Genomic DNA, 25177 nt, shown 5'->3' with positions numbered 1-25177 from the left:
TACAATTCTGACTGGTTGCATCACTGTAGCCCGCATGAGCGGAGCGATATGTGGGGCTACTGTTCCCGGATGTCGCTTCGCTCATCCGGGCTACGATTCTGAGATCGCGTCAGGCTTCGCGAGTCCGTCCGACGCTGCTTTGCGCCCGGGCGGGCGCCACCGCACGCCGCGTCGCCGCGAATCCCTCCATCCCCAGCTGCCACTGCAGGCCCACGATCGCGCCCTTGGTCGGCTGCAGCAGCGCGAGCGCGCTGAACAGCGTGAAGGGCAGCCAGATCGCCAGTTGCAGCCAGGCCGGCGGCGCGTAGTTCATCTCCAGCCACAGCAGCGCCGGCACCACGACGTGGCCGACCACGACGATCACGAGATAGGCCGGGAAATCGTCCGCGCGCTGCGGGGTGAAGTCCTCGCTGCAGACTTCACAGTGATCGGCGACCTTGAGGAAGCGGCCGAACAGATGGCCACGCCCGCAGTTCGGGCACTTCATGGTGAAGCCGCGCCACATCGCCTTTGGCAGGGAAACCGTCTCGGTCATCGTCGTTTTCCTTTCGCCGTCGTCCTTGACCTGATCTGGATGACCCATACAATATGCATTCTAGCACCTACAATCAAAGACAAAGCGTCGAATTGCATGGATTGGATCCCTACAGTTTCGGAATGGCACGGCCCGATGTTTCTGCGCATCGTCGATGCGCTGGCCGCCGACATCGCGAGCGGCCGGCTGGTGCGCGGCCAGCGGCTGCCGACCCATCGCGCGCTGGCGTCAGCGCTCGATATCGATCTGACCACGGTGACTCGCGCCTATGGCGAGGCGCGGCGGCGCGGACTGCTCGACGCCCGTGTCGGCCAGGGTACGTTCGTCTCGGAGACAACCGCGCGCGCCGCGTCCGACCTGCCCGCGCCCGTCAACATCGACCTGTCGATGAACCTGCCGCCGCAGCCGGTCGAGGCCAATCTCGACCTGCGCATCGCGCAGGGACTTGCGACCATCCGCTCCGAAGCCGGGTTCTCCGCCTATCTCGGCTACACGCGTCCGGGCGGCACCACTGCGGAGCGCGAGGCCGGCGCCGCATGGCTCGCGCCGCGCGTGCCGCAGGCGGCGGCCGACCGCATCGTGATCTATCCGGGTTCGCAGGCGATCATCTTCAACACGCTGTTGGCGCTGACATCGCCGGGCGATGTCGTGGTGACGGAGGCGTTGACCTTTCCCGGCATCAAGGCCGCGGCGGCGCGGCTCGACGTCCGCCTGGTCGGGGTTGCGATGGACGCCGAGGGCGCGCGGCCCGAGGCGCTCGACGAGGCCTGCCGCAAGCACAAGCCGAAGGCGGTCTACCTGGTGCCGACGCAGCAAAACCCGACCACGGCGACGATGAGCGCGATCAGACGCAAGGCGGTCGCCGATGTCATCAGCAAGCGCGGCTGCGTCCTGATCGAAGACGACGTCTACGGGCCGCTCGAACCGCAAATGGCGCCGATCGCTACGCTCATTCCGGAGCGCACCTACTACGCCGCGAGCATCGCAAAATGCATCGCGCCGGCCCTGCGCGTCGCCTATCTCCTGGCGCCCGATGCTGCCGCCGAGCAGCGCATGCGCGCCGGCATGCAGGCCACCATGCAGATGCCGCCGTCGCTGATGGTCGCGCTGGTCACGCAATGGCTGCGTTCCGGCGTCGCCGCGGACATCATCCGCGCCATTCGCAACGAGGCGGCCGCGCGCCAGCAGCTCGCGGCCCGTTTCCTCAAGGGCGTCACTTACGCGGCGCGGCCGGCGAGCCACCATCTCTGGATGCCGCTGCCGAAGCATTTCGACGGCACCGACCTGCTGTCGCATCTGATGCGCAACGGTCTCGCCGTGGTCGGCGAAGACGCCTTTGCGGCAGGCGATGCCGCGCCGCGCGGCCTGCGCGTGTCGCTGGGTGCGGCACGCAACCGCGCCGAACTGAGCCAGGCGCTGCAGGTGTTGTCGAATGCGGTGCGCACGCCCGTCGGCGCTACCCAAATCGTATAATTCCGGCGATCGCCGGGAATAAACTCGCGCCAAAATGATTATGGTGCGCGGGAGCGCGCGCCGCTAAAACTCTGCGCTCAGGGCATCAGGCAGGGGCAGGCTTTTCAATGTCGTGCGGGTATGATCGGGCAGTCCACCGTGCTGTGCTGTCGCTTCGCGGAGCAGTGACCGCGATCGGTTGTCTTGCAGTTGTCATATCAGGCGCGGCGCGCGCCTCCGATGCCCCTGCCCCGGTGCCGGAAAAACTCGAACGCATCACCGCATTCTTTGATAACGAGGTTGCGACAGGAAAAATTCCGGGCGCGGTCATCCTGATCCAGCAGCACGGCAAGCCGGTCTACCTGAAGACCTTCGGCTATCGCGACGTCACGACCAAATCGCCGATGCGGCCCGACACGATGTTCGCGCTGCATTCGATGACCAAGCCGATCACCAACTCCGCCGCGATGATGCTGGTCGACGAGGGCAAGCTGTCGCCGCAGGACCCGCTGTCGAAATACATTCCGGCTTTCGCCGACGTGAAGGTCGCCATTGAACCGGACGGTGGAAACGATCCGGCCAAGGTTGAGCTGGTGCCGCCGATCCGGCCGGTGACCATTGAAGATATCATGCGGCACACTTCGGGCATCACCTACGAATATATCGGTGCCGACTGGATCCAGAAGATCTACCGCGCTGGACATCTGTTCGACGGCAAGTTCGACAACGAGGAATTCGTGGCGCGGCTGGCCAAGCTGCCGCTGTCGCGACAGCCCGGCACGCTGTGGCGCTACGGCCATTCCACCGACGTGCTCGGCCGGGTGATCGAGATCGTCTCGGGCAAGACGCTCTATCAGTTCGAGAAGGAGCGCCTGTTCGATCCCCTGAAGATGAACGACACCAGATACGTGCTCGATGCGGAGACCGAGCGGACAAGGCTCGCCGAGCCGCTGCCCTCGGACACCATCCTGATCGAGGGCGAGAACGACCGGCGCGCGCATCCGGAATGGGAATCCGGCGGCGGCGGTCTGGTATCGACCATCCTCGATTATGCGCGCTTCGCGCAGATGCTGCTCAACGGCGGCGAGTTGGACGGCAAGCGCTATCTCAGCCCCGCAGCCTTCAAGACCATGACGACGGACCATATCGGGCCGGGCTCCGGTGTCGGCCGCGACTATTGGTACTTTCCCGGCGACGGCTTCGGCTATGGCTACGGCATCGCCGTGCGCACCGATCCCGGCATTGCCAAGCCACCACCGCCCGGCTCGATCGGCGAGTTGAAATGGGACAGCGGCAGCGGCACCTATTTCGGCGTCGATCCGAAGCTCGACATGATCTACATCATGCTCGAGCAGACCCAGAACGAGCGCCAGCGCATTACGCCCGCGTTCCGCAAGCTGGTCTACGACGCGTTCAGCCCGGATTGAGTTCCCACCGTCATTGCGAGCGCAGCGAAGCAATCCATGTCTCCGCATGGGGATAGATGGATTGCTTCGTCGCTTGCGCTCCTCGCAATGACGCGGAAACCTTCCCGCCTTACGACTTGCGCCGAACCGGTTCCTGCCTGCGCCGTGCTGCGGCCGCGATCAGGCTCGCGGTGCATTCGTCGCAGACGAACGAACACCCGTCCGTAAGGCCGATCCGTGCATTGAGGCCGATCGCATCGTCGTCGACGATCCATCGATAATGCCACCGCAGCACACGCATTGATGGCGCAACGCCAATTCCCGTTCCATGACGCGCTCTCCAGCCGTCGCAGCTTCCTCTCCGCTGCTTCCCTCACGCTATATACTATCGTATATATCGTGACGACAAGGCAGGCGGGTGAACAATCCGGTCGGGAACCCTGCAGACAACAACCATCGACCGGAGACGATCGCCAAGAAAATCCTGCCTGGTCCAACCAGGTTCATCGAGGAAACGCGATCATGATAAAAAACAATGGCGCCGCGGGACGTCCGCGCGCAACGGGAGAACTGCTCAAGATCCGCCGCGCATCGCTAGCGGCCATCATCCTTGCGCTCGGTGCGGCCGGCCCAGTGCGCGCCGAAACAGCTGCGGTCGGCGTTCCCGACAAGAGTTTTCCGGAGAGCGTAACCTCGACCTCCGACGGGACGCTCTACGTCGGCAGCTTCAACCATGGCGGCGTGACGAAGATCTCGGGCGGCAAGGCCGAGCAGCTGGTCAAGCCGGGCGCCGCCGACAGCCGCTCGACGCTGGGCGTGCTCGCCGACGAGAAGAGCGGCACGCTCTATGTCTGCTCCAACGACATCAGCGCGATGGGCGTGGCGGGGCCGAGCGACACCAAGGGCGCCTGGCTGAAGACCTTCGATCTCAAGAGCGGCGCGCCGAAGGGCAGCTTTGCCCTGAGCGATCCGAAATCGTTCTGCAACGACATCGTGGTCGGTGCCGACGGCACCGCCTATGTGAGCGATTCCTTTGCGCCGTTCGTCTACAGCCTGAAGGCGGGTGGCACGGCGCTGGCGACGTTCGCGACCGATCCGCAGCTCGCGCCCGCCAAGGACGGCGTCGGGCTCGACGGCATCGCGATCGGCGCCGACGGCAATCTTTACGTCACCACCTTCATTCCGGCAAAACTGTTCAAGATCGAGATGAAGGACGGCAAGGCCGGCGCGGTGACCGAGCTGAAGCCGTCGCGGCGGCTCGACCACGCCGACGCGTTGCGTGCCCATGGCGGCAGCTTCCTGCTGATCGAGGGCAACGGCAAGCTCGACAAGGTCACGGTGAAGGGCAGCGAGGCTACCATCGACACCATCAAGGATGGCCTTGCCGAGCCGGTCTCGGTGACGCAGGTCGGCGATGTCGGCTGGGTCGCCGAGGGCAAGCTGTCCTACGTGATCGGCGACAACAAGGGCAAGGACCCCGGCCCGTTCAAGCTGACGCCGGTGGCGTTGCCGAAGTAGCGGCGGGCTGGGTTATGCTTCGCAGCAAACTCGGTGTATCTCCCCGGCTTGCGGGGTCGAGACGAGCGAAGCTCCTGTTAGGTCGGGTCGCATCGATAGATGCGATCCGACTCCTCACGGCGTTCGTGCTTAATGGCCGCGCCGTACTGGATGCCTGTGCGGGGTATGGCACCGGAGAGATGAGAGCCCGCGGCCCCTCCAACACGTCGTCCCTGCCTAGTGCGCATTTGCGCACGGGAGCAGGGACCCATACTCCGCGGCGGACCTTGTTGAAGGAATTCGTCGTTCCAGCATCGCCCAGCAATTGTGATTATGGGTCTTTGCTTTCGCAGGGACGACCATGCCGGCACGATTTCTGAATAATGGAAAATTACCACTGATTTGCCCGACGAGTCAAGTTGCCGTGTCCGCGGGCAGCCACCGGCTCCTTTGCATGGGGTTGTTTTCGATATTTTGGCAGTCGCCCCTGCGACGCGGCACCGACCGATGCAGTCGCACCGCCGTCACCACGTCATCCGCTAGATCACATAGAACCCGTGCGTGCCGTCGCGACGCAGCTGCTCGACGAGGCCGTACTCCCAATCGAGATAGGCCTGCATCGCTTTTTCCGCGACGCCGGTGCCTTCATAGGGGCGCCGGTAGCGGTGCGCGGGATCGGGCCGCGGCACGATGCGCGGCGGGCCGACTTCGAGCCGGCCGTCATAGCCGCCGTCGAGCACATAGACCTCCCAGCCCATCTGCGCAAGCCAGGACGCCGTCATGTCGGCGCGGATGCTTTTGTCGTCGCTCAGCACGATGCGCGCGCCGCGCACGGGCGCGGCCATGTCGATTTCCTGCACCAGCTGGCCGCCGGCATAGTGGCGGAAGCCGGCAAGGTGACCGGTCGTGTATTCCTCGGCATCGCGCACATCGAAGCGATACAGCGTACGGTGTGCGTCCTCGTCCAGCGCAGCGAGTTCATCGATCCCGATGTGACGGACGCCGGCGCGATAGGCGACGTCGCGCGCATTGTCGCCTGCGCCCTCGAACGGAGCAATGCCGCCGCGCTTGCCGGCGCCGTGCTCGAGATCGTGCTTCGCCAGCGTCCAGCCGATCGTGCCGTTGCGCAGCGCCCGCACCTTGTTGGGCAGTCCGGCATTGATCAGCGACTGCGTGCCGATGATCGAGCGGGTGCGGCCGGCGCAGTTGACGATGATGGTGGTGTCGGGATCCGGCGCCGCGCCGCCGGCCCGCAGCACAAGCTCGGCGCCGGGCACGCTGACCGAGCCCGGGATGTTCATGGTGGCATATTCGTCGAAGCGACGGACATCGAGGATCGCGATGTTGGCCTTGTCCGAAATCAACGCGGCGACCTCGTCGGCACTCAGCGACGGCGTGTGCCTGCGCGACTCGACCAACTCGCCGAACGCCTTGGCATAGGAATTGACATCCTCAAACACCTCGTAACCGGCCGCCTTCCAGCCTCCTAAGCCGCCGGCGAGCGCGGCGACATTGCCGTAGCCCAGCGCCATCAACTGCTCCACGGCGGCAGCGACCAGCCCCTCGCCATTGTCATAAAGAACGATCGGCACGTCCTTGCGCGGCAATCGCAGCTCGGCTTCGAGCGCGATCCGGCCGGCCGCCATGTTGGCGGCAAACAGCGGATGGCCGGTGGCGAATTCCGCCTCATGCCTGACGTCGAGCAGCGCGATCTCCCGGCGCAGCAGCAGCGTTGCGCGGATGTCCTGGGGCGTGACGGAAGCAAGTGTCATGGAATGCTGGCCTGACAGAAGAAAACGGCAGGCTTGCTCTAGGCCGAAATCACGTCTCGTCAATAGCTTTAACCGGCCCGCAACCCCGATCTTCACGAGAGGGGGTCCGGGGAACGAAAGCCCGCCATCCCGCTTTGCTCAACCGGGACGCACTTGCTACGTTCCCAATCGGCCCCGTTGGCGCCCGATCAGGCCTTCCGGACAAGAGAAGGTAGCGGGGCCAGCCTGAAGTTCTGGGAGGATGACCATGAGATCCGTCGGAAATGAACCCTTGTCGCGTCACGCCCTCGCCTTCGTGCTGGCCGGCGGACGCGGCAGCAGACTTCAGGAGCTCACCGACAAACGCGCCAAGCCCGCGGTCTATTTCGGCGGCAAGTCGCGCATCATCGATTTCGCGCTATCCAATGCGGTGAATTCGGGCATCCGCCGCATCGCGGTGGCGACCCAGTACAAGGCGCACAGCCTGATCCGGCATCTGCAAGGCGGCTGGAACTTCTTCCGGCCGGAGCGAAACGAGAGTTTCGACATCCTGCCCGCAAGCCAGCGCGTCTCCGAAACGATGTGGTATGTCGGCACGGCCGACGCGGTCTACCAGAACATCGACATCCTCGAAGCGCACGGCACCAAGTACATCCTGGTGCTCGCCGGCGACCACGTCTACAAGATGGATTATGAGATCATGCTGAAGCAGCATGTCGAAAGCGGCGCCGATGTCACGGTCGGCTGCCTTGAAATGCCGCGGGCTGAATCCAGCGCCTTCGGCATCATGCATATCGACGAGACCGGCCTGATCCAGTCCTTCCTCGAGAAACCCGCCGATCCGCCACCGATGCCCGGCAAGCCCGACAAGTCGCTGGCCAGCATGGGCATCTATGTCTTCAATTCGGAATTCCTGTTCGACGAGTTGCGCCGCGATGCCGTTGACCCGAACTCGGCCCACGATTTCGGCAAGGACATCATCCCCTATATCGTGAAGCACGGCCGGGCGATCGCGCACCAGTTCAACGATTCCTGCGTCCGCTCCGGCGACGATCCGCGCTCCTACTGGCGCGATGCCGGCACCGTCGATGCCTATTGGGGCGCCAATATCGATCTCACCGACGTGGTGCCCGAGCTCGACCTCTACGATCGATCATGGCCGATCTGGACCTATGCCGAGATCACCCCGCCCGCCAAGTTCGTGCATGACGAGGACGGACGACGCGGCCAGGCGGTGACCTCGCTGGTCTCGGGTGCCTGCATCATCTCGGGCGCGTCGCTGCGCCGCTCCTTGCTGTTCACCGGCGTGCACGTCAATTCCTACGCCAATATCGAGAATGCGGTGATCATGCCCTATGTCAATGTCGGCCGCGGAGCACGGCTCCGAAACGTCGTGATCGATCGCGGGGTGAGGATTCCGGAAGGGCTCGTGGTCGGCGAGGATCCCGAATTCGACGGCAAGCGCTTCCGCACCACCGAGAGCGGCATCACGCTGATCACGCAGTCGATGATCGACAGGCTGGGGACATGACGCCCATCCGCGTCCTCGCAGTCGCCTCTGAAGTCTACCCGATCGTCAAGACCGGCGGCCTTGCCGACGTGGTCGGCGCGCTGCCGGCGGCGCTGAAGCAGCACGGCGTCACGACGCGGACGCTGGTGCCCGGCTATCCCGACGTGCTCAAGGCGCTGGCTTCGGCGGAGACGCTGCTGCACTGGCCGGAATTCTACGGCGGGCCGATCCGCGTGCTGGGCGGCACGCATGATGGCCTCGATCTGTTCGCGCTCGACGCGCCGCATCTCTATGCGCGGCCCGGCAATCCCTATGTCGGCCCGGACGGACGCGACTGGCCGGACAACGGCATCCGCTTTGCCGCGCTGTCGCGGATGGCGGCGGAGATCGGCCAGGGCGCGATCACCTCCTTCGTCCCCGACATCGTGCATGCGCATGACTGGCAGGCGGGCCTCGCACCCGCCCTCCTGCATTATGCCGGGCAACCACGGCCCGGCACGGTGATGACCGTGCACAACCTCGCCTATCAGGGCCAGTTCTCGCCGGACATGCTTGCCGCGTTCGGCCTGCCGAGCGAATCCTACGCGCTCCACGGCGTCGAATATTACGGCACCATCAGCCTGTTGAAGGCCGGCCTGCAATTCGCCGACCGCATCACCACGGTGTCGCCGACCTATGCGCGGGAGATTCAAAGCGACGAGGGCGGCATGGGGCTCGGCGGCCTCTTGCGCGAACGCGCCGACGTGCTGAGCGGCATCCTCAACGGCATCGACATATCGGTGTGGAATCCGGCCACCGATCCCGACATCGCGGCGCGCTTCAGCTCCGAGCAGCCGGCGGATCGCGCGGTGAACAAGGCGGCGCTGCAGCGGCGCTTCGGGCTTGATCCCACGCCGGATGCGATGCTGCTCGGCGTCATCAGCCGGCTGTCATGGCAAAAGGGCCTTGACCTTCTGCTCGAGAACATCCCGACGCTGCTCGGCGAAGGCATCCAGCTCGCGCTGCTCGGCAGCGGCGACCGCGACCTGCAGGACCGCTACGCCGCGCTGGCGCGCGACAACCCCGGACGGATCGCGGTCGTGATCGGTTACGACGAGGCGCTGGCGCATCTGATCCAGGCCGGCGCGGACGCGCTCGCGGTGCCGTCGCGCTTCGAGCCGTGCGGCCTCACCCAGCTGTGCGCGCTGCGCTACGGCGCGGTCCCTGTTGTCGCCAATGTCGGCGGCCTTGCCGACACCGTGCTCGACTTCGACGAAGTCGCGATCACCGGCGATGCGCCGACCGGCGTCAAGTTCGCACCCGTCACCTCGGATGCGCTCGCCCACGGCTTGCGCAAGGCAAACCTGCTGTTCAACGACAAGGTGACATGGCGCCGGCTGCAGCAGGCCGGCATGGCCACCGATGTCTCCTGGCACAATCGCGCCGGCCGCTACGCCGCGCTCTATCGCGAGCTCGCGACGACGCGGCGCTAGAGCACAATCCGGAAAAGTGCCAACCGGTTTTTCCGCGACAAAACGCGAAGCGTCTTGCGCTGAGATCAGTTCAGCAGATCGCAGGACGCGATGCGGTTGATGTCGGCGAGGCGCCGGTCGGGATTTCCCTTGAGATCAAGGCTTGCGACGAGATCGAGCAGCCGGCCATAGGCGCGGTCGGCGACCGCGACCGGCAGCGGCTCCTCGTCGAAGGTTTCGACGTAGTTGCCGACGAGTCCGCTCAGCAGCCGGCAAACGCCGCGTTGCTCCGGGTCGTCCTTGCTCAGAATCTCGAGTTTTTGCTGGAAGGTCCTGAAGGTTCGCAACCCATGGGGCTGTTGCGAAAGCCAATTGTGCAAATCAGGATACAGATCGGTCATATCAGCCTCTTCAAAATGGAGAAGAAGCTACCGGCTTATACAGCTCATCACGGTTCCGCGCCATCGCGATTTTTGCATGCATCCTCTGCCCTGCCGCGCAGGCCGTGTCATTGGACTGGCACGTCCTGCGATTAAAGTCGCGCGAGGGCCGGCAAGATCCTGTAGCGCGCGATCTCGTGCGGATAGTCGCCGCGATTGGCGAGCAGCACGATGCCGAGCCTGCGCGCCGGCACCAGGCCGACATAGGCTGAGGCGTTATTGAGACCGCCCGGCTTGTCGATCACGGTGATGCCGTCCAGCCGCACATGCTCCCATGCCATCGCCTGGCCGAACTTTTCGTCGACGCGAAAACTCTCCCGCTCGGTCATCTGCAACGCTGCGCGCAATTCGGGATCGATCACCGCGCCGTCGAGGCAGGCGCCCAGCAATATGCCGAGATCGCGCGCCGATGAGAACATCTGGCCGGTGCCTGGAAAATCGTAATAGCGCTGCTGATTGCCCGGCGGACCGATCGCCGTGCCGTCGTGGGAGTAGCCCTGAACCACGCGCTGCATCAGCTCGGGCGCCATCCTCGCGCGGTTGTCCTCGCTGCGGTCCGGAACGAAGGTCGACGTCATTCCGAGCGGATTGAGGATGCGGCTCCCGATCAACGTCGCGATCGGCATCTCATAGCGCCGCTCCAGCACCAGCTGCAGCAGGACATAGCCGGCATGGCTGTAGATGCGCTGCTTGCCCGGCTGCTCTCCTGCCGGCGGCGTCCACGCGTTGAGCATCGCGATGAACTGATCACGGCTGAAGGTCCCGACCGGCCATGGCGGATGATCGGTCGGCAGCAGCAGCCCCGACGTATGATTGACGAGTTCGCCGATGGTGACGCGGCTGACGTAGTCGCCGTTGAGCTCGGGCAGATACTTGCCGACCGGATCGTCCAGCCGCAATTCGCCGCGCTCGGTGCCGAGCGCGACCAGCGTCGCCTCGAACAGCTTGCGCAACGAGGCAAGGTTGAACAGCGTGTCCGGGGTGACCGGCCGCTTCGCTGAGTCATCAGCGAAACCGTAGTTGAAGAACGCGACCCGGCCCCCGGCATAGACCGCCGCGGCGAGGCCGCCCGGGTCGGTCGCGGTCGCGGTCGGCGCGAGTTCCGTCGTGACGATGTCCCTGATCTGCGCGTCCATGTCGGAATCCGCGCGCGCTACCCCAAGCACGCTACCAGCGACCACGAACAGGACGGCCGCGATCCGGACGGTGAGCCATTGTCTCATGAAGAACGAAATCGGCACGATGTTGCGATGCGACCTGCAGACAATCTGTTCACCATCGAGAGATGGCGACATCACGATCCTAGCGGTGGAACCCAAGCGTCCGAATTCACGATTACGCGTCTTGCGCCGTTACCCGCCCGGCTGGGGACGGGGCGGCCCGATCGCTGTTCCGGTGGTCACTTCCGGAAGCCGCGATCGCGACCGCCCTCCCACTCCAGCCACGGTGCGGGAACTGCAATCGAACTAAAAAATGCAGGACGTTTGAAATGACGGGAGTGGGCTTCGACGAAACGGCAAGATCGGCGCTTGCCGATCGGGCCAAGGATATTTCTGACTTCGTCACATTCCGCTCCCAACCGGGGACGTTTCTTCCTAGCAACAATTCGTCAATCGAAGGTTGCATAAGCCGATCGGATTCGATTTTCAAGACACGGTCGTCCGCGACGTTTTGTCCTGTTCCAGATGCCGGATGCGCGCGATGACTGTTTAACCATTGGTTAACCATCGATGCGCGGCGCGACACCTATTTGGCGCGCAAGCGGACGATCGACCGCGGCAACGACGCCAACAGCAGCACGAGGCAGACGCACAGAAGCACGATGTCCTTGAACAGGAACTCGCCGGCCAGGTTCCAGGCCATCGGATCGGTCGACAGGCTCCATTTGACCACCCCCGGCGTCGTGAAGAAGAACGACCACGTCACCGCGAAGGTGAAGACGCCCATCAACGAGCCGATCGCCGAGAGAAGCGGGCTGAACGCGCCGGCGACGAGCAGCGCCGCAATGCCGAACTCGGCCACCCCGAGCACATAGGCCTCGCCCCGGAGACCGAACACCGACAGCCACGAGATGAACGGGCTGTTGCTGATGAACTGCGCGATGCCTTGCGCCGACTGCAGCGTGAATTTCTGCATGCCGAACGACACGAAGATCACGACCATGACCCAGCGCAGGATCGCGAGCGCTCGATAAGACCCCTCGCCCTGTTCGGCGATGTTGAACGACAGATTCATGTGGTTGTTTCTTCCCTCGCTGCGGAGCCACCATCGGCCGCTGTCGCGGCGTTCGTGGCAAAACTACGCGGCGCGCCGCGCGTGCGTTACGCGCGGGACAACGTCTCGGCCTTCACGATGATGTGCAGACGAGATGAGGAATAATCGCTGCGAGAGATGTCTTCGGCGCGAAGCCGCAGTGCGCGCCGCGTCGGCCTCACGCGCGCTGGCGCAGCGGCCGCGCGGCGTTCTTTGCCGGCACCGGCATGGTGAAGCCGTACAGGAACAGATCCACCACCATGTCGGCGAACTCCCCTGGATCGATCCCGCCCTTCGGATCGTACCAGGTGTGGCTGAAGTTCAGGATGCCGAACAGCATCATGCTGTAGATCTTCTTGGTCCGCTTGACGATCTTGCCTTCCTTGTCGAGCTTGACCAGAAGATCCGAGACCGTGTCGACGAGTTGGCGCTCCAGCGCCTTGATCGCATCCTGCTCGGTCTCGCCGAGGAACGAGAGGTCGTTGAGGATGACGCGCTGCTCGTCGCTCGAACGCGCATTCAGCGCGACGATGGCCTGGATCGCGGCGCGGAACTGCTCCAGCGTCGTCGCCTTTTCGGCCATCGCGGCTTCGACGTCCGCGATCATCTCGCGGATATGGGCGTCGAGGATCGCGAACAGGATCGCTTCCTTGGAATCGAAATAATGGTACAGCGCGCCGCGCGACAGCTTGCAGGCATCCGCAAGGTCGGCGATCGAGGCACGCATGTAGCCCTGCCGCGCGAACAGGCCGCAGGCAGTGGTGAGAATGTTCCGCTGAATCTCGTCGTAATTCTCTGAGCGCGTCCGCGCCATTGCCGTCTCTCTCATGCACCATCGGCGCCGCCGGAATCGGGCGACTGCCTCTCTCTATACTACCGCCGCCCCACGCTCTCCTCCCCTTTGCGGGCACCATCCACCAGACTCTTCCATCGCCCGTGCGACGAGCGACCTGCGTCAAAAAATAATTTGAACGACCGGTCGGATTATATTAGACTGCCTTCTATCAAGCAAGCGGATTGCGCACGCTGGGAGCAACCCGGCGGCATCGCGGGAGGTTGCGCGTGGATTCTCAGAGGATCGATGCTGTCGTGATCGGAGCCGGCGCCGGCGGGCTGTGCGCCGCGGCGCTCCTCGCCCATGGCGGGCTGCATACGCTCGTCGTCGACGACAAGGACCGGCTCGGCGGACGCGCCTCGACCGAGGAGATCGACGGCTTCAAGGTCAATATCGGGGCGATCGCGATCGAGTTCGGTGGCGTGTTCGAGGAAACCTTCCACACCGTCGGCGCCCCGCTCGACATCCGCGCGCCGGAGCCCGCGAGCTCGTTCTTCATCGACGGCAAGGTGATCGATGTCGGCCGCGGCGGCTGGTCGCTGCTGCTCGGGCAACTGACCAAGCAGGCCTCGCGCATCCTGGAGAAATTCGCCGACGCCCGCTCCGGCAACCTGCCCGACGGGCGGCAATCGACCGAGGACTGGCTGAAGGGCTACACCAGCAACGCCACCGTACACGCGCTGTTCCGCAATCTTTGCGCGGCGATCTTCGCCTGCAACGCCGCCGAGCTGCCGGCCCGCGCCTTCCTCACCTATTTCACCAGCAAGGGCGCCTTCAAGAAATTCGGCTTCTGCCCGCAGGGCACGATCGGCGTCTGGAACAGTCTAGGCAATGCCGTCAGGCGCAATGGCGACATCTGGCTCGAAACACCGGCGACCACGATCCACACCGCGAACGGCAAGGTCGAAGGCGTCACCGTGCTCAGGAACGGCGAGCGGGTGCGGATCGACACCGATCTCGTGATCAGTAATGCGGGACCGAAAGCCACCGTCGCGCTCGCCGGCAGCGAGGCGTTCCCGGCGGATTATATCACCAGGGTGAAGAACGACCTTCGCCCGGCCGCCAACATCGTCATCAATGTCGCGAGCCGCGAGCCGCTGATCAATCATCCCGGCATCGTCACCTTCGGCAAGACGCGCCGGCTCTGCAACATGGCCAACCTCTCGGCCACCTGTCCGGAATTGGCGCCGCCCGGCTGGCACCTCTATGTCGCCTATGCCGTGCCGGTGCCCGCGCTCGGCGATTTCGACTCCGATGCAGAAGTCCAGCTCGCGCTCGAGGATCTGCGCGAGCAGTTCACGAATTTCGACCAGGCCAAAATCCTGTCGATCCGGGTGATGCGCGACGACTGGCCGGCACAACGCAGCTGCGCCGGCTACGATCTGCCGCGCGAGACCGGTATCGGTGGCCTGTGGTGCGTCGGCGATGCGGTGAAGCAATATGGCAATGGCGGCACGCAGGCCTGCGCCGAGACCGCCAAGATCGTCACCGATGCGATCCTCGCCGCGCGCCCGCGCTTATCGGCAGGCCGGGTCTGAGCACGATGCCGACGACCATCCCGCATCCGATGCCGCAAGCAGCGCCAGTCGCCGTGCCAGAGCAGTGCCTGCTCGAATTCCGCAACATCCGGATCGTCTACGACAATGCGATCGAGGCGATCCGCGACGTCTCGATCGCGGTGCCCGAGGGCAACATCGTCGCCCTGCTCGGCTCCAACGGCGCCGGCAAATCGACGCTGCTGAAGGCGATGTCCGGCATCCTCTATACCGAGGAAGGCGTGATCGAGAACGGCAGCATCCGCTTCCGCAATGACGAGGTGCATCGCCTTGCGCCGGACGAACTGGTCCGCCGCGGCATCGTGCAGGTGCCGGAGGGCCGCCGCGTGTTCGCGGCACTCACCATCGACGAGAACCTGCAAATGGGCGGCTACACCAGGACCAGCGCCGAGGCGCGCGAGCGCCGCGACAAGGTGTTTACGCTGTTTCCACGACTATATGAGCGGCGCGACCAGATCGCCGGCTACATGTCCGGCGGCGAGCAACAGATGCTCGCGATCGGCCGCGCGTTGATGACCGATCCCGTGCTGCTGGCGCTCGACGAGCCGTCGCTCGGCCTCGCGCCGCTGATCATCGACCGCATCTATGAGGTGATCGTCCGGCTGCGCGACGAACTGAAGATGACGGTGCTGCTGGTCGAGCAGAACGCGCAGCGCGCACTCGACATCGCCGACTACGGCTACATCCTGGAGACCGGCCGCGTCGTGCTCGACGGCACGGCAGCGAGGCTCACCGCCAACGAGGACGTCCAGGAATTCTATCTCGGCGTCTCCTCCACCGGTCGCAAGAGCCTGCGCGACGTGAAGCACTACAAGCGCCGCAAGCGGTGGCTGTCGTGACCGCGCTGCTCACGGTCGAGAACCTGTCAAAGCGCTTCGGCGGCCTGCAGGCAGTCGCCGATGTCAGCCTGCGCGTCGCGCCCGGCGAGATCTGCAGCGTGATCGGTCCGAACGGCGCCGGCAAGACCACGCTGTTCAACATGATCTCGGGCGTGCTGCGGCCGAGCGGCGGCCGCATCAGCTTCGACGGCATCGACCTCTCGATGATCTCGCCGTGGAAATTCGCCGCCGTCGGTATCGGCCGCACCTTCCAGAATCTGGCGCTGTTCAAGCACGGCACCGTGGTCGAGAACATCCTGACCGGCCGCCACACCCATCTGCGCTCGACCGTGCTCGATGCGGTGTGGTTTTACGGACGTACCCGCAAGGAGGAAATCGCGGCACGGCAACGCGTCGAGCACATCATCGAATTCCTCGAGATCGAGCACATCAGGGACGCCGTGGTCGGCACGCTGTCCTACGGCCAGCAGAAGCGCGTCGAGCTCGCCCGCGCGCTCGCCTGCGAGCCGAAGCTATTGCTGCTCGACGAGATGGTCTCCGGCATGAACCAGGAGGAGACCGAGGACATCGCGCGCTTCGTGCTCGACATCCGCGACGAGCTCGGCATCACCGTCGTGATGATCGAGCACGAGATGCGCATCGTGATGGACATCTCTGACCGCGTCCATGTGCTGTATTTCGGCCGCAAGATCGCCGAAGGCGCACCTGGTGAGATCAGGCGCGATCCGGCAGTCGCGGAGGCCTATCTCGGCGGCCAGCGCGCTGACGCGATGTCAAAGGCGGGCGCGTGATGTCGACGCTGGACAGCCTGCGCACCGCTCATCCGCCGCTGCCAGCCAGCGCCGCACGCAGTGTGCCCGCAGCCGGCATCGACGCGTTGCAGGGTACGCTTGCGGATGCCGCCATCACCATCCCGCAATTGCTACGGCAGCGCGCCGCGATGCACGGCGAGGCGCTGGCGCTGCGCGAAAAGGACTACGGCATCTGGAATCCCTATTCCTGGCGGCACTATTACGACACCGCGCGCGCGGTGGCGCTCAGCCTGCTCTCGCTCGGCATCAAGCCTGGCGACCGGATCGCCATCGCCGGCGAGAACACGCCGGAATGGTTTTACGCCGACCTTGGTGCGCAGATGATCGGCGCGGTGGCGGTCGGCATCTATCCGACCAATCCCTGGGTCGAGCTGCAATATATCGTCAAGCATTCGGGCGCCCGCATCGTCGTCACCGGCGACCAGGAGCAGACCGACAAGGTGCTCGACGCGATGGCCAATAATGGCGGCCTGCCGGACCTCGAGGCCATCGTCTGCGTCGACATGAAGGGCCTGCGGCATTACCGGCAATCGGAGCTGATGTCGTTCGCCGCATTGTGCGAGCGCGGCAGGACCTACGCCCAGGAGAATTCGGAGGCCGACGCGACGCTCGACCGCCTGATCAGCCAGGGCGCGCCCGACGACGTCTGCATCCTCGTCTACACCTCAGGCACAACCGGCCCGCCCAAGGGCGCGATGCTGACCCATCGCAATCTCGTCTACGCCGCCTATGCCTACGCCAAAACCGTGGGCACTGCCGACAAGCCGTTCGAGGCGGTGAGCTATCTGCCGCTGTGCCACGTCGCCGAGCGCTGCTACGGCACCGTGACCCATCTCGTGCTCGGCGGCACCGTTTCGTTCGCCGAATCGATCGACACCGTCGCGATCAACATCCGCGAGATCGCGCCGACCTTCTTCGTCGGCGTTCCCCGCATTTACGAGAAGCTGCAGCAGGGCTTTCTGTTCCGCCTCGGCGAGAGCGGCCGCCTGCGCCAGAGCTTCACCAGGGCCTGCCTCGCCTGGGGCCGCACGCTGTCCGACCGTCGACAGGCCGGCAAGGCCAGTATGCTCGATCGTGCCGCCTACGGACTGCTCTATCTCCTGATGTTCCGCAATTTGCAGCGCCATCTCGGCTTTGCCTACAGTCGGCACCGGCTCTGCGCCGGCGCCTCGATCTCGCCGGAGACGCTGCGCTTCTTCGACATCATCGGCCGTCCGGTGTCGCAGGGCTACGGCCTCACCGAAAGCGGCGGCGTCGCCTTCATCCAGACCGCAAGCCATCATCGGATCGGCGGCTGCGGCGTGCCGCTGCCGCAGACCGAATGGAAGTGCGACACCGACGGCGAGATCCTGCTGCGCAACCCCGGCGTCTTCAAGGGCTACTTCCTCGACGAGAAGGCCTCGACCGCCTCGCTGGAGCCCGGCGGCTGGCTGCGCACCGGCGACATCATCGATGTCCTCGACAATGGCGAGATCGCCGTGGTCGACCGCAAGAAGGCGATCATCATCACCGCTGGCGGCAAGAACATCGCGCCGTCCGAGATCGAGAACGCGCTGAAGGATTCCGAATTCATCAAGGAAGCGATCGTGGTCGGCGAGGCCAGGAAGTATCTCGGCGCCATCATCCAGGTCGACTACGACAATGTCGGCCGCTGGGCGCGCGACCGGGCGCTCGCCTACACCAACTACAAATCGCTCTCGCAGCTTCCCGAAGTGAATGAGCTGGTCGAGCGCGTCGTCAACGAGACCAATAAGCGGTTCGCCCGGGTCGAGAACATCAGGCGGTTCGCCATCCTGGAAAAGGAGCTCGACCATGACGACGGCGAGCTGACCGCCACCCAGAAGGTACGCCGCGCAATGATCGAGAAGAAGTTCGCCCGTGAACTCGCCATCATCTACCGGGCGGAGGGCTGAATGCAGTATCTCATCCAGCTGCTGATCTCGGGGCTCGCGATCGGCGCGATCTACGGGCTGATCGCGATGGGCTTTGCGGTGATCTACAAGTCCACCGGGCTGGTCAATTTCGCCCAGGGCGAGATGACCATGATCACCGCCTATACCGCCTGGACGATCTCGACCACGGTCAGCGGCAATGTGTTCGTCGTCGCGGTGGGCGCGATTCTCGCCGCTGTCCTGCTCGGCCTGATCATCGAGCGGCTCGTGATGCGGCCGATGCTGGGCGAGCCGGTATTCGCGACCGTGATGGTCACGATCGGGCTCGCCGTGATCCTGCGCTCCGCCATCAACTTCATCTGGGACGCCTATCCGCACGGCCTCGACATCGGCATGGGCCGCGGCATCGTGCATCTCGGCGGCATCGGCGTGCGTACCGGGCAGATTGCGGTCATCGCGACGCTGCTTCTGCTGATCGCCGCGATCTGGGCGTTCTTCCGTTACAGCAAGGTCGGGGTTGCGATGCGCGCGGTCGCAGCCGACGATCGCACGGCGCTGTTGATGGGCATCAGCGCAACAAGAGTTCATGCGCTGGCCTGGGCCGCGTCTTCGGTGATCGCCGGCATCGGCGGCGTGTTCTTCGCGCTGTCTTATGATCTATCGCCGGTGATGTTCCAGCTCGGGCTGAAGGCGTTTCCGGCCACCATCCTCGGCGGCCTCGACGCCGTGCTCGGCTCCGGCCTCGGCGGCCTCCTGATCGGCATCACCGAAAACCTGGCCGGCGGCTATATCGGCTCCGGCATGAAGGAGGTCGCGGGCTTTGCCATGATCATCATCGTGCTGATGATCCGCCCGTTCGGCATCTTCGGCGAACGCGACATCGAGAGGGTGTGATGCGCACCGGCGATTACAAGCAGAGCTACGGCGAACTGGTTGCGCTGATCGATTCCCCGCCGGTGTGGCTATGGTCGGCCGTGTTGCTGCTGGCGCTGATCACCGCTCCTTTTGTGCTGAACTCCTACGCGCTGTCGTTCCTGATGATCATCCTGATCACGGTCACCGGTGCGCTCGGACTCAACATCCTGACCGGCTACACCGGCCTGATCTCGCTCGGCCATGTCGGTTTCCTCGTCACCGGTGCCTATGCCTATGCGGTGCTGGTCTCGAAGTACCACATGCCGCCGCTGGTCGGCTTCTTCGGCGCCGGCGTGGTGCCGGCGCTGGCGAGCCTGATCGTCGGTGCGCCGTCGCTTCGGCTCAAGGGACTTTACCTCGCCATCACCACGCTCGCCTTCTCCTTCATCATCAACACCGTGATCCTGGAGATGCGCTGGCTCACCAACGGCGCACGCGGCATTCAGGTGCAGCGGCCCGAGATCCTCGGCATCAGCTTCGACGGCGACGCGGCCTTCACCTATCTCTGCCTCGGCATCGCGGCACTGACGCTGTTCGCCACCCTCAACATCCGCCGCAGCCGGGTCGGCCGCGCCTTTGTCGCGATCAGGGACAACGACACGGCGGCGCGCGTCATGGGCATCAACCTGCATGCCTACAAGCTGTTCGCCTTCGTCACCTCGGCGTTCATCACCGGCATCGCCGGCGCGCTGTACGGCATCTATCTCTCCTTCGTCAGCGTCGAGGGCTTTCCGTTCCTGCTCTCGATCGAGGCGCTGGCGATCCTGATCGTCGGTGGACTCGGCTCGGCGCTCGGCGCGGTGCTCGGCACCATCCTGATCGTGCTGCTGCCGGAGGCGACGCGGCTCGTCTTCAGCCTGTTCAGCGCGCAGATGGATGCGACCTTCACGACCGGCGCGCAGGAGCTGAAGAGCATGCTCTACGGCCTCGTCATCATCCTGTTCCTGCGCTTCCAGCCGCGGGGGCTGGTCGGCGCCTGGCACGACATCAGGCGGGCCTGGGTGCACTGGCCGCTGCGCTACTAATCAAAAAAAGACGCAACACCATGAGGAGGAGACAATGATCAAACACCTGGCGGCGGCCGCGCTGCTGCTTTCCACGGCCTGTCTCGCGACCGGCCCGGCTACTGCCGCCGATCCCGGCATCACCGACAGCGAGATCCTGATCGGCGACGTGGAGCCGCTGACCGGCCCGCCGGCGCTGCTGGGCGTCGCCGCCTCGATCGGCCACAAGATCGCGATCGCCGAAGCCAACGCCGCCGGCGGCATCAACGGCCGCAAGATCAAATATGTGCTGGAGGACGACGGCTACGTCACAGCGCGAACCATCCAGGGCGTCAAGAAGGTGATCGACGTCGACAAGGTCTTCGCGATGCTCGGCATCTCCGGCTCGGGCCAGTCGATCGCTGTGATGCCGGTGCTGGAGAAGTCCGGTATCCCGACCGTGATCGACGTCGCGCCGGTCAAATTCCTGTGGGAGCCGGCGCGCAAGAACGTGTTCGTGGTCGGCCAATCCTACGAGGAGGGAATCATCCATCTCGTCAACTTCCTCGCCGACAGGAACCCCGGCAAGAAATGGGGCCTGATCACCCAGGACGACGATTACGGCATCACCGTGCGCGACGGCTTCGATTCCGTGGTCAAGGCCAAGAAGCTGAACGTCGTCTACAGCGGCAACTACAAGAAGGGCCAGCAGGACTTCTCATCCGACATGCTGCAGCTGAAGGATGCCGGCGCCGAGGTGTTTTTGGCCGGCGGCATCATCGCCGAGAATATCGCGATGACAAAGGAGCTCGAGAAATTGAACATCAAGCCGGTGACCGGCATCTTCTGGCCCGGCCGCATCGAGCCGGTGCTGAAGCTGATGGGCCCGGCGGGCGATGGCATCTACGCGGTCGACTATGTCGAGCCATTCGCCGGCGCGGCGGGCAAGGCGTTCCTGGAGAAGGCCAAGCCGCTGGTGTCGGAGGCCGAGTTCAAGGGCATCAACCGCTACACCATGACCGGCTATGCCGCCGCGAAGGTCTTGATCGCGGCAATCGAGCGCTGTGGCAAGCAGCCGACCTGGGCCTGCACCATCTCGGAACTGGAGAAGACCAAGAATGTCGAGACCGGCGTGATGGCGCCGATCAGCTTCGGTCCCGGCGTCCGCTTCTCGAACCAGAAGCTGCAGATCATGCAGGCCGATGCCGCGACGCTCAGCTTCAAGCCGGTGAACTAGAGAGATGAAGGTCCTGATCGTCTTTGCCCATCAGGAGGCGCGGTCGTTCAACGCTGCACTGCTGGCGCGGTCGGTGGCGGAACTGACCGCGCTCGGGCATACGGTCAGGATCTCCGATCTCTACGCCATGCGGTTCAACCCGGTAGCGACCGCCGAAGACTTTGGCGCGCGGCGGTTTCCCGACCGGCTGCAATATGACCGCGAGCAGAAATACAATCTGCAGCACGGGGCGCTCAGCGGCGACATCGCCGCCGAGATCGAGAAGCTGCTGTGGTGCGACCTCCTGATCTTGCAGTTTCCGCTGTGGTGGTTCTCGGTCCCCGCCATCATGAAAGGCTGGATCGACCGCGTGTTCGTCAACGGCGCAATTTACGGCAGCGGCCGCCGCTACGACACCGGCGGCCTTGCCGGCCGCCGCGCCATGGTCGTGACCTCGACCGCCGCCTATCCCGGCATGTGCGCGCCCGACGGGCTGGTCGGTGCGCTCGATGTGGTGCTGTGGCCGATCCAGAACGGCATGCTGGCCTATGCGGGCTGCAAGGTGCTGCCGCCGTTCGTGTCGTATTCAGTGAACTTCGTCGACGAGGCCACGCGGCACCGCTATCTCAACGACTATGCCGAACGGCTGCGGCGGCTCGAGACCACCGAGCCGCTGTTCTTCCACCCGCTCGCGGATTTTGGCGAGGACTGGCGGCTGAAGCCGGGCATTGCGGCGCAGACTGTCGGCCAGGGCGCTCGTGCCCAGAAATGACATGACCCGGACGTAGGTCTGCTCCCTCGCCCCGTTCTTACGGGGAGAGGGTTGGGGTGAGGGGCCGCATCCGCAGACGCGCTGCCAGAAACGCTCGTGGAGACTCCCCCTCACCCGGATCGCATCTCACGATGCGATCCGACCTCTCCCCGCAAGCGGGGCGAGGTAAGAAAGAGCGCCGGCGTCACATCCTTTTCGCCACTTCCTCCAGCATCACCTCGGTGGCGCCGCCGCCGATCGTCAGCACCCGCGCGTCGCGCACCATGCGCTCGATCGGGGTGCCGCGCATGAAGCCTGAGCCGCCGTGCAGTTGCAGGCAGCCATGCACGACCTCGTGCAGCACCTCGGGCGACAGCGCCTTCACCATCGAGACCTCACGCAGGCAATCCTGCCCGGCCGCCGCGAGCTCGGCGGCCTGATAGGCCAGCGCCCGCGCCGCCGCCGCCTTCGCGGCAAGCTGGGCGAGCTTCAGCCGCACGCCCTGCTGATTCCAGAGCGGGCCGCCGAATGCCTGCCGCGTCTTCACGTAATTCGTCGTCAGCTCGATCGCCTTGGCGGATTCGCCCGCGCAGATGCCGCCGATGCAGATGCGCTCGTTCTGGAAGGTCTCCATGATGCCATAGAAGCCCTTGTTCTCCTCGCCGAGCAGGTTTTCCGCCGGCACGCGCACGTCCTGGAACGCGATCTCGGCGGTGTCCGAGCAGAGCCAGCCATGCTTGTCGAGCTTGGTCGCCGTGATGCCCGGCGTGTTGCGCTCGACGATGAACAGCGAGATGCCGCGGCTGCCCTTGGCATGCGGGTCGGTCCGCGCGGCGACGATCAGGATGTCGCCATAGACCGCGTTGGTGATGAACATCTTTGCGCCGTTGATCACCCAGCTGTCGCCGTCGCGCCGCGCCCGCGTCTTGAGGCCTGCGACGTCGGAGCCCGCATCGGGCTCGGTCACCGCGATCGAGCAGACCGTCTCGCCGCGGATAATCGCCGGCAAATACTTCTGCTTCTGTTCCGGCGTACCGCGCAAGGAGATGTGCACCGCCGACATGTCGGTATGCACGAGGATCGACGAGGTGAAACCGCCGAAGCTGGAGCGCCCCAACTCCTCGGCGAATACCATCGAGGCCAGCGGCCCCATGTCGGTGCCGCCATGGTCGACCGCGTGGCGCATGCCGAGAAAGCCGAGCGCGCCCATGCGGCGATAGATCTCGCGCGGGATCTTGCCGTCGCGCTCCCACGCCTCGGCATGCGGCACTACTTCCTTCTCGACGAAGCGGCGCACCTGCTCGCGCAGCATGCGCAGCTCCTCGGACAGATTGGGCTGCTCCGAAAAGTGGAACTCGGCCTCAGTGAGCTGGCGCGGATCCGACGTCATGACGTTCATTGTGGCGCCCTCTCATGGCCGATGTGAAGATGGTTGCGCAAAAAAGCTGCCAGCGATGCGATCGCCTCGCGCGCCTGCGAAATCTCCGGGAACATCTGGAAGACGTGGATCATGCCGTCCCACACCTGGAGCTTGACGTCGACACCGGCAGCCTGCGCCCGGGCGGCCAGTTCCGTCGCATCGTCGCGCACGGTCTCGCGGTCGCCGACCTGCACCAGTAGCGGCGGCAGACGGGTGAGATCGGCATAAAGCGGCGAGGCCAGCGGATCGCGGACATTGCCGTCCTTGCCAAGGTAGTTCTTCGCCAGCGCCAGGATCATCGCGCGCTGGTGGATCGGATCGGCCTCGGCCCTGCTCTGATAGCTCGCGCCGCTCGCGGTGAGATCGGTCCAGGGCGACATCAGCGCGGCGGCGGCGGGCAGCGGCAAGCCACGGTCGCGCGCCGCCAGCATCGCGCACAGCACGAGATTGCCGCCGGCCGAATCCCCGGCGAAGGCGATATCCGCCGGATGCAGCCCCTGATCGCGCAGATATCGATAGGCAATCAGCGCATCCTCGAGTGCCGCGGGGAAACGATGCTCCGGGGCAAGCCGGTAATTGATCGAGAGCACGCGGCAGCCGGATGCATCGGCGATCCGTGCGGCCAGTTCGCGATGCGACGCGACCGAGCCGATACGGAAACCGCCGCCGTGAAAATAGAGGATCACCTTGTCGCGCGATGCGCCCGTCGGCACGAGCCATTCGCCGTCGACCCCGCCGGCGGCGACCGGTTGGCGCGTCACCGGCACCGAGCAGCCGGCAAAGGCGGCGTCCCAGTCGTCGCGCATCTGCGCCACCGATGTATCGCGGGTCCAGCCGCGATAGATCGCGCGCAAACGCTCGATCGCGCGATCGACCGGCGTGATTGCGATATCGTCGTCCGCGCTGCCCATTTCAGCCGCCGATGCCCATGCCGCCGGAAACGCCGAGCGTCTCTCCGGTGATATAGGCGGCCTGGTCGGAAGCCAGGAACAGCGCGGCAGCCGCGACCTCCTCCGGCTCGCCGAGGCGGCCGAGCAGCGTTGCGCCGGTCATTGCCTGCAGGATCCTGTCGCCGCCCTTTACCACCGCCTGCTCCAGCATCGGCGTGCGGATCGGTCCCGGCGCGATCGCGTTCGCAGTGATGCCATAGCGTGCATTCTCCCGCGCGATGCTCCGGGTGAACGAGATCACGCCGCCCTTGGCCGCGGAGTAGACCGCGCCGCCCTTTGAGCCGAGCCGCGCCGCTTCCGAGGTAACGTTGATGATGCGGCCAAAGCCCGCCGCCTGCATCGCCGGCAACGCGGCGTGGGTGCAGGCCAAGACCGAGGTGAGATTGACCGCGATCAGCCGCGCCCAATCCTCCGCCGTGGTATCGGTGAAGAAGGCATGCTGATCGATGCCGGCATTGTTGACGACAATGTCGAACGGGCCGTCCTGCGCCATCACAGCCTGCACTGCCGTCGCATCGCTGACGTCTAATCCTGCAACGCCGGCGCCGGTCTCGCGCGCCAGCTCCGAGGCCGCGGCGACATCGAGATCGGCGATCACGACCCTGGCGCCCGCGCCGGCAAAGCTGCGCGCGATCGCAGCACCGATGCCCCGCGCGCCGCCGGAGACGAAGGCGCGGCGGCCATCGAGACGTCCGAATGGCAAGCTCGCCACC

General features: G+C 65.0%; 22 protein-coding genes. 13 read left to right on the top strand and 9 right to left on the bottom strand.

Going from position 1 to position 25177, the window contains the following annotated elements; translation table 11 throughout:
- Positions 1-109 precede the first annotated feature (109 nt).
- Positions 110-583 (bottom strand): DUF983 domain-containing protein, encoded by a 474-nt coding sequence (locus ACVMDN_RS06440; protein WP_082653920.1) that lies wholly within the window; start codon positions 581-583, stop codon positions 110-112.
- Positions 584-670: 87 nt separating this feature from the next.
- Here ACVMDN_RS06440 and ACVMDN_RS06435 point away from each other — a divergent pair, with 87 nt between their 5' ends.
- From ACVMDN_RS06435 to ACVMDN_RS06425, 3 genes are all read left to right on the top strand, one after another.
- Positions 671-2008 (top strand): aminotransferase-like domain-containing protein, encoded by a 1338-nt coding sequence (locus ACVMDN_RS06435; protein WP_244558864.1) that lies wholly within the window; start codon positions 671-673, stop codon positions 2006-2008.
- Positions 2009-2115: 107 nt separating this feature from the next.
- On the top strand, positions 2116-3414 hold the full coding sequence (locus tag ACVMDN_RS06430; RefSeq protein ID WP_371852149.1) for a serine hydrolase domain-containing protein: 1299 nt from the start codon (positions 2116-2118) through the stop codon (positions 3412-3414).
- 501 nt (positions 3415-3915) lie between these two features.
- Positions 3916-4911 (top strand): hypothetical protein, encoded by a 996-nt coding sequence (locus ACVMDN_RS06425; RefSeq protein WP_456835464.1) that lies wholly within the window; start codon positions 3916-3918, stop codon positions 4909-4911.
- Positions 4912-5429: 518 nt separating this feature from the next.
- Here ACVMDN_RS06425 and ACVMDN_RS06420 read toward each other — a convergent pair.
- Positions 5430-6662 carry a rhodanese-like domain-containing protein gene (locus tag ACVMDN_RS06420; protein WP_076829044.1) on the bottom strand — a complete coding sequence of 411 codons (1233 nt, stop codon included), beginning with the start codon at positions 6660-6662 and terminating at the stop codon, positions 5430-5432.
- 247 nt (positions 6663-6909) lie between these two features.
- Here ACVMDN_RS06420 and glgC point away from each other — a divergent pair, with 247 nt between their 5' ends.
- Entirely contained in the window at positions 6910-8172 is a 1263-nt protein-coding gene (glgC, locus tag ACVMDN_RS06415) for a glucose-1-phosphate adenylyltransferase (RefSeq protein WP_057018901.1), read from the top strand.
- Entirely contained in the window at positions 8169-9623 is a 1455-nt protein-coding gene (glgA, locus tag ACVMDN_RS06410) for a glycogen synthase GlgA (protein WP_076829045.1), read from the top strand. The genes glgC and glgA overlap by 4 nt, the downstream gene beginning before the upstream one ends.
- A 65-nt stretch (positions 9624-9688) precedes the next feature.
- Here the strand turns inward: glgA and ACVMDN_RS06405 are convergent, their stop codons facing one another.
- From ACVMDN_RS06405 to ACVMDN_RS06390, 4 genes are all read right to left on the bottom strand, one after another.
- The gene (locus ACVMDN_RS06405; RefSeq protein WP_057018843.1) at positions 9689-10003 is read right to left on the bottom strand and encodes a hypothetical protein; all 315 of its coding nucleotides are present in this window, start codon (positions 10001-10003) and stop codon (positions 9689-9691) included.
- Positions 10004-10134: 131 nt separating this feature from the next.
- Positions 10135-11265, bottom strand: a complete 1131-nt coding sequence (locus ACVMDN_RS06400; RefSeq protein WP_082653927.1) for a serine hydrolase — start codon at positions 11263-11265, stop codon at positions 10135-10137.
- A gap of 523 nt (positions 11266-11788) precedes the next feature.
- Positions 11789-12277, bottom strand: coding sequence for a DUF417 family protein (locus tag ACVMDN_RS06395; protein WP_076829046.1), 489 nt, complete (start codon positions 12275-12277; stop codon positions 11789-11791).
- 196 nt (positions 12278-12473) lie between these two features.
- A complete protein-coding gene (locus ACVMDN_RS06390; protein ID WP_076829047.1) occupies positions 12474-13109 on the bottom strand; it encodes a TetR/AcrR family transcriptional regulator in 636 nt (211 codons plus the stop codon).
- A gap of 248 nt (positions 13110-13357) precedes the next feature.
- On the opposite strand from ACVMDN_RS06390, the gene ACVMDN_RS06385 reads away from it, so the two are divergent.
- Genes ACVMDN_RS06385 through ACVMDN_RS06350 form a run of 8 tightly spaced genes read left to right on the top strand, consistent with a single transcriptional unit; the run spans position 13358 to position 22115 of the window.
- On the top strand, positions 13358-14668 hold the full coding sequence (locus ACVMDN_RS06385) for a phytoene desaturase family protein (RefSeq protein WP_244558866.1): 1311 nt from the start codon (positions 13358-13360) through the stop codon (positions 14666-14668).
- A 5-nt stretch (positions 14669-14673) separates the two neighbouring features.
- A complete protein-coding gene (locus ACVMDN_RS06380; RefSeq protein ID WP_076829050.1) occupies positions 14674-15525 on the top strand; it encodes an ABC transporter ATP-binding protein in 852 nt (283 codons plus the stop codon).
- Entirely contained in the window at positions 15522-16316 is a 795-nt protein-coding gene (locus ACVMDN_RS06375) for an ABC transporter ATP-binding protein (RefSeq protein WP_076829148.1), read from the top strand. The genes ACVMDN_RS06380 and ACVMDN_RS06375 overlap by 4 nt, the downstream gene beginning before the upstream one ends.
- Complete coding sequence (locus ACVMDN_RS06370; RefSeq protein ID WP_456835465.1) at positions 16316-18250, top strand: AMP-dependent synthetase/ligase; 1935 nt, start codon at positions 16316-16318, stop codon at positions 18248-18250. The genes ACVMDN_RS06375 and ACVMDN_RS06370 overlap by 1 nt, the downstream gene beginning before the upstream one ends.
- Positions 18251-19123, top strand: a complete 873-nt coding sequence (locus ACVMDN_RS06365) for a branched-chain amino acid ABC transporter permease (RefSeq protein ID WP_456835466.1) — start codon at positions 18251-18253, stop codon at positions 19121-19123.
- On the top strand, positions 19123-20169 hold the full coding sequence (locus ACVMDN_RS06360; RefSeq protein ID WP_057018850.1) for a branched-chain amino acid ABC transporter permease: 1047 nt from the start codon (positions 19123-19125) through the stop codon (positions 20167-20169). Before ACVMDN_RS06365 ends, ACVMDN_RS06360 begins: the two co-directional genes overlap by 1 nt.
- Before the next feature lie 34 nt (positions 20170-20203).
- Positions 20204-21364, top strand: coding sequence for an ABC transporter substrate-binding protein (locus ACVMDN_RS06355; RefSeq protein ID WP_076829054.1), 1161 nt, complete (start codon positions 20204-20206; stop codon positions 21362-21364).
- Positions 21365-21368: 4 nt separating this feature from the next.
- On the top strand, positions 21369-22115 hold the full coding sequence (locus ACVMDN_RS06350; RefSeq protein ID WP_076829055.1) for an NAD(P)H-dependent oxidoreductase: 747 nt from the start codon (positions 21369-21371) through the stop codon (positions 22113-22115).
- Positions 22116-22299: 184 nt separating this feature from the next.
- Here the strand turns inward: ACVMDN_RS06350 and ACVMDN_RS06345 are convergent, their stop codons facing one another.
- The 3 genes from ACVMDN_RS06345 to ACVMDN_RS06335 are packed head-to-tail and all read right to left on the bottom strand — an operon-like array spanning position 22300 to position 25176.
- Positions 22300-23493 (bottom strand): acyl-CoA dehydrogenase family protein, encoded by a 1194-nt coding sequence (locus ACVMDN_RS06345; RefSeq protein WP_456835467.1) that lies wholly within the window; start codon positions 23491-23493, stop codon positions 22300-22302.
- A complete protein-coding gene (locus ACVMDN_RS06340; protein ID WP_076829057.1) occupies positions 23490-24425 on the bottom strand; it encodes an alpha/beta hydrolase in 936 nt (311 codons plus the stop codon). The genes ACVMDN_RS06345 and ACVMDN_RS06340 overlap by 4 nt, the downstream gene beginning before the upstream one ends.
- 1 nt (position 24426) lies before the next feature.
- Positions 24427-25176, bottom strand: coding sequence for an SDR family NAD(P)-dependent oxidoreductase (locus tag ACVMDN_RS06335; RefSeq protein WP_076829059.1), 750 nt, complete (start codon positions 25174-25176; stop codon positions 24427-24429).
- Position 25177 lies beyond the last annotated feature (1 nt).

This window comes from Bradyrhizobium sp. USDA 4510 (assembly GCF_054059095.1).
Note: the sequence above shows the minus strand (reverse complement) of the source record. Positions and strands in the feature narration are given on the sequence as shown.

Coding starts and splice junctions, on each gene's coding strand:
- ACVMDN_RS06440 (WP_082653920.1), bottom strand. CDS start 583: ATGGGTCATCCAGATCAGGTCAAGGACGACGGCGAAAGGAAAACGACG.
- ACVMDN_RS06435 (WP_244558864.1), top strand. CDS start 671: ATGTTTCTGCGCATCGTCGATGCGCTGGCCGCCGACATCGCGAGCGGC.
- ACVMDN_RS06430 (WP_371852149.1), top strand. CDS start 2,116: ATGTCGTGCGGGTATGATCGGGCAGTCCACCGTGCTGTGCTGTCGCTT.
- ACVMDN_RS06425 (WP_456835464.1), top strand. CDS start 3,916: ATGATAAAAAACAATGGCGCCGCGGGACGTCCGCGCGCAACGGGAGAA.
- ACVMDN_RS06420 (WP_076829044.1), bottom strand. CDS start 6,662: ATGACACTTGCTTCCGTCACGCCCCAGGACATCCGCGCAACGCTGCTG.
- glgC (WP_057018901.1), top strand. CDS start 6,910: ATGAGATCCGTCGGAAATGAACCCTTGTCGCGTCACGCCCTCGCCTTC.
- glgA (WP_076829045.1), top strand. CDS start 8,169: ATGACGCCCATCCGCGTCCTCGCAGTCGCCTCTGAAGTCTACCCGATC.
- ACVMDN_RS06405 (WP_057018843.1), bottom strand. CDS start 10,003: ATGACCGATCTGTATCCTGATTTGCACAATTGGCTTTCGCAACAGCCC.
- ACVMDN_RS06400 (WP_082653927.1), bottom strand. CDS start 11,265: ATGAGACAATGGCTCACCGTCCGGATCGCGGCCGTCCTGTTCGTGGTC.
- ACVMDN_RS06395 (WP_076829046.1), bottom strand. CDS start 12,277: ATGAATCTGTCGTTCAACATCGCCGAACAGGGCGAGGGGTCTTATCGA.
- ACVMDN_RS06390 (WP_076829047.1), bottom strand. CDS start 13,109: ATGGCGCGGACGCGCTCAGAGAATTACGACGAGATTCAGCGGAACATT.
- ACVMDN_RS06380 (WP_076829050.1), top strand. CDS start 14,674: ATGCCGACGACCATCCCGCATCCGATGCCGCAAGCAGCGCCAGTCGCC.
- ACVMDN_RS06370 (WP_456835465.1), top strand. CDS start 16,316: ATGTCGACGCTGGACAGCCTGCGCACCGCTCATCCGCCGCTGCCAGCC.
- ACVMDN_RS06365 (WP_456835466.1), top strand. CDS start 18,251: ATGCAGTATCTCATCCAGCTGCTGATCTCGGGGCTCGCGATCGGCGCG.
- ACVMDN_RS06360 (WP_057018850.1), top strand. CDS start 19,123: ATGCGCACCGGCGATTACAAGCAGAGCTACGGCGAACTGGTTGCGCTG.
- ACVMDN_RS06355 (WP_076829054.1), top strand. CDS start 20,204: ATGATCAAACACCTGGCGGCGGCCGCGCTGCTGCTTTCCACGGCCTGT.
- ACVMDN_RS06350 (WP_076829055.1), top strand. CDS start 21,369: ATGAAGGTCCTGATCGTCTTTGCCCATCAGGAGGCGCGGTCGTTCAAC.
- ACVMDN_RS06345 (WP_456835467.1), bottom strand. CDS start 23,493: ATGAACGTCATGACGTCGGATCCGCGCCAGCTCACTGAGGCCGAGTTC.
- ACVMDN_RS06340 (WP_076829057.1), bottom strand. CDS start 24,425: ATGGGCAGCGCGGACGACGATATCGCAATCACGCCGGTCGATCGCGCG.